The following is a 1676-nucleotide window of genomic DNA, read 5'->3' as shown; positions in this document are numbered from 1 at the left end:
AGTGGCTGTTGTCGTTCCGATCTTGAGGGGCACCGGTCGAACGGGAGTCTCGATCGGGTGAGTGCGGTGGCCGCCGTGCATGAAAGCAGGGCCTCTTGGTAGCTCGAAGGGTGTCTACGCCAAAGAGCGGTCCAGGAGGCCCTGTTGTCGCAGTTCTACGGCATCGCGGGAGCGGGGTCCACTTCGGTCACTCTCGCGTGTGACTGCCTGGCACATCGGTTCGGGAACGCCGCCGACCACGGGGTCCGTGCGCGCCGCTACCCGACGGACATGTCCGATGCGGAGTGGGCGGTGGTGCGGCCGCTGCTACCGGTGCCGGGCTGGCTGCGCGGGCGGGGCGGGCAGCCGGAGGCGTACTGCCACCGCGCGATACTGGATGCGGTCCGCTACCTCGTCGACAACGGGACGAAGTGGCGGGCTATGCCGGCCGACTTCCCGCCATGGGACCGGGTCTACGCGTTCTTCCGCCGCTGGCGCGACCACGGTCTGGTCCGGGAGTTCCACGACCGGCTCCGCCGCAAGGTCCGCGAGCAGGCCGGGCGGGAGCCGGAGCCGAGCGCGGGCGTGATCGACTCCCAGTCGGTCAAGGCGGACGCCGTCGTTGGGGCCGACAGCCGCGGTTTCGACGGCGGCAAGCTGATCAACGGCCGCAAGCGGCACGCCGTGGTCGACACCCTCGGCCTGCTGCTCGGGGTGATGGTCACCTCGGCGGACATCGGCGACCGCGCCGCTGGGCAGGTTCTGCTCGCCCAGGTGGCCGCCGCGCACCACCGGCTGGTGCTGGTCTGGGCCGACGGCGGCTACACGGGCAGCCTCGTCGAGTACGGCTTCACCGTCCTCGCCCTGGTCCTGGCCATCGTCAAGCGCAGTGACGACATGCGCGGCTTCGTCGTGCTGCCCAAGCGGTGGATCGTGGAGCGGTTCTTCGCCCACCTGATGCGAAGCCGCCGCCTCGCGCGGGACTTCGAACGGTCCACCGGAAGCGCGGAGGCGATGGTCTACTGGTCGATGACCCTGCTCATGACCCGCCGCCTGGCCCGGCCACGGCCTTCGCGAGCGTGAACCGGCCCGGCGCCGGCTCGGCCAGCCACCCGCGCGCTGTCAGCCGCTTCGCCTTCGACCGCAACGCCTCGATCTTCGCGGGCACCGGCTCCAGGCCGAAGCAGCCGGCCATTTCCTGGCAGGTCAGCGGGCCTTGACCGAGCCGGCCCCGGTCCGCGAGAGCCTGCAGGATGCGCTGGTAGTCCGCCGACAGTGCCGACCAGGCCAGGCCCGCACGCCACATCGGCACCACCGACTTCGGCTTCGCCGCCTGCGAAGATGCAGGCAGTGCGGGCGGTTCACCGCGATCCGACGGCTCCTCGGAGGCATCCGGGCCGGCGGTCTCTCCTTCGCCCGGGGACAGCACCTCACCCACGCGTGAACAGGCGATGACCCACTCGTTCCACTCCCGCTCGGCCACGACCAGCTCGGCCTGGATACGGTCCGCCTCCTCCCGCAACGCGTCCACACGACGGCGAGCGGCCAGCTCACGCTCATCCAGCAGCCCCACGACCGACGGCATCCCCGACCTCCACCAGAGCGACGACACGACACGTCACCACTCCCCGACACCGCCGACCCCATGCCTGAACAGCGGAAACGCAGCCCTCAAGCCCGGAAAGACAACAGCCACT

General features: G+C 70.6%; 2 protein-coding genes. One reads left to right on the top strand and one right to left on the bottom strand.

What is annotated here, in order from left to right:
- Window positions 1-270 precede the first annotated feature (270 nt).
- On the top strand, window positions 271-1062 hold the full coding sequence (locus tag AA75_RS09680) for an IS5 family transposase (protein WP_082526379.1): 792 nt from the start codon (window positions 271-273) through the stop codon (window positions 1060-1062).
- Here AA75_RS09680 and AA75_RS09675 read toward each other — a convergent pair.
- Window positions 1019-1564, bottom strand: a complete 546-nt coding sequence (locus AA75_RS09675; RefSeq protein WP_033819449.1) for a hypothetical protein — start codon at window positions 1562-1564, stop codon at window positions 1019-1021. The two genes, AA75_RS09680 and AA75_RS09675, sit on opposite strands and share 44 nt — an antisense overlap.
- Window positions 1565-1676: the final 112 nt, after the last annotated feature.

Origin of the sequence: Kitasatospora sp. MBT63 (genome assembly GCF_000710465.2) — a bacterium.
GTDB lineage: Bacteria > Actinomycetota > Actinomycetes > Streptomycetales > Streptomycetaceae > Kitasatospora.
The sequence above is the reverse complement of the archived record's forward strand: the minus strand, read 5'-3'. Positions and strand labels throughout refer to the sequence as shown.

What these genes read in the sequence shown, in the direction of transcription:
- AA75_RS09680 (WP_082526379.1), top strand. Translation starts at nt 271, where the DNA reads ATGTCCGATGCGGAGTGGGCGGTGGTGCGGCCGCTGCTACCGGTGCCG.
- AA75_RS09675 (WP_033819449.1), bottom strand. Translation starts at nt 1,564, where the DNA reads ATGCCGTCGGTCGTGGGGCTGCTGGATGAGCGTGAGCTGGCCGCTCGC.